Below are 1,623 nucleotides of genomic sequence, written 5' to 3' on the forward strand. Positions count from 1 at the left end.
GTATCTAAGATGACATTTGGATCGGTTGGATCGGTTGGTTTAGATGGTTTTTCTATAGTGTTAGCTTTAGATAAAAAGTCTTTATATGCATCGCTTTGAGTAGAATCGTTATAAGTGTGGATGTTTATTTTATCTGAGATATAACCATTTTTATTAAAGTCGTTATTCAAAGGGTCTGAAAAAATCGAATCTTTTTCAATATAATAAATATGAGTATCATCAAAAACCACAGAAGAATTATCATTCCAATCGGTTCCATGAAAAATACTACCATCTATTTTTGTGTTTTTATCAAAAAAAACGTATATTTTGTTAAAATTAATTGTATCTGATGTGCTACCAACAAACCCTGCTACATAAGTGTTTCCTTGACCTATAATATTACCTTTGTAATTAAAAGCAATGTTTGTCAATTCACCTTTACTAATAGAACCCAAAAAACCACCAAGAAATTGCCTATCAGACATATTTTCCTTAATTATTAAATTACCGTTATAATTCAATAAAATATTATCCATTTCTATCCACACAGCACCTCCAATAAAACCTCCCATATTAAGTGAAGGGGATTGTGCTATTCCCCCGGTTCCCCCAACAATGATATTCCCTTTAGAGTTAACTAAAATATTAATTAGAGTGGAGTCACCAAATCTACCTCCAAAGCTACCTATAGCGCTTGAAATAGTTGATTCCATATATGTATCGCCATTTCTTTCCAAGGTTATATTATTAAACCTCCCTTGATATGAAATACCAGCAAATCCTCCAAATACACCCATCGATTTGGCATATATTTTAACATCTCCTAAATTTTTAATAGAAATATTTTCAAAAGTACTAAATTTACCATCTTCACTAAATTCACTCAACACACCAACAAACCCACCAGCAACTATATTTTGATGATTTTTATTAAAAGCATTGATTCCACCGCCCATGTAATCAACATTGATATTTTTTAATGTTGCATTTTCAACTACACCAAATATACCTATACTAGCATTGTCCATATTATCTAGTTTTGTTGTATCTATGTGGATGTTTTTTAAAGTGTAGTTTTGACCATCAAAAATTTTATTAAAATATACATCTCCTGCAATAATCATATTAGTACAACCATATCCATCTATACAATAATTTGCATAGTTTTGCCAATCTTCACCTTCTATACCATATCCTTTGTTGCCACTAAAATCAATATTCCCTACCAATCTAAACTCATCTACATTTTTAATATCACCTAAACCTTCATTCCAACCTTTTGCAAAGTGCCACCATTCTATAGCATTTTTCTTTTCATCTCCCATATTACCCATAGTTAGAGCTTTTTTGAAATTAGAGCTTCCTATATGAGTTGTACCACTAGAATCTTTATAATTTACTACATTTACTTTTACATTATCGCCAAAGCTATAATTATTATTTGCAAAATTGATCATTTGTTTTTGTAAATAACCACCCTCTGTAGCTGTTACATTGATAGTGGAATTTAAATTTGTACTATCTGCGTCTATATATACATTTTTTCCTACTAAATGTGTAGTAGATTTTTCATTACCTAATTTACCACCTTGTATATCTACCTTATTCCCTATAAGTAACACATCATTAGCATTAATAGTA

General features: G+C 30.2%; 1 protein-coding gene. It reads right to left on the reverse strand.

The window, feature by feature from the left end:
- Positions 1–1,623, reverse strand: a 1,623-nt coding sequence (locus L8X36_RS08035) for a hypothetical protein (RefSeq protein ID WP_263683323.1), incomplete at both ends; no start/stop codon positions are given.

The sequence above is a fragment of the Campylobacter sp. CNRCH_2014_0184h genome (assembly GCF_025772985.1).
Classification (GTDB): domain Bacteria; phylum Campylobacterota; class Campylobacteria; order Campylobacterales; family Campylobacteraceae; genus Campylobacter_D.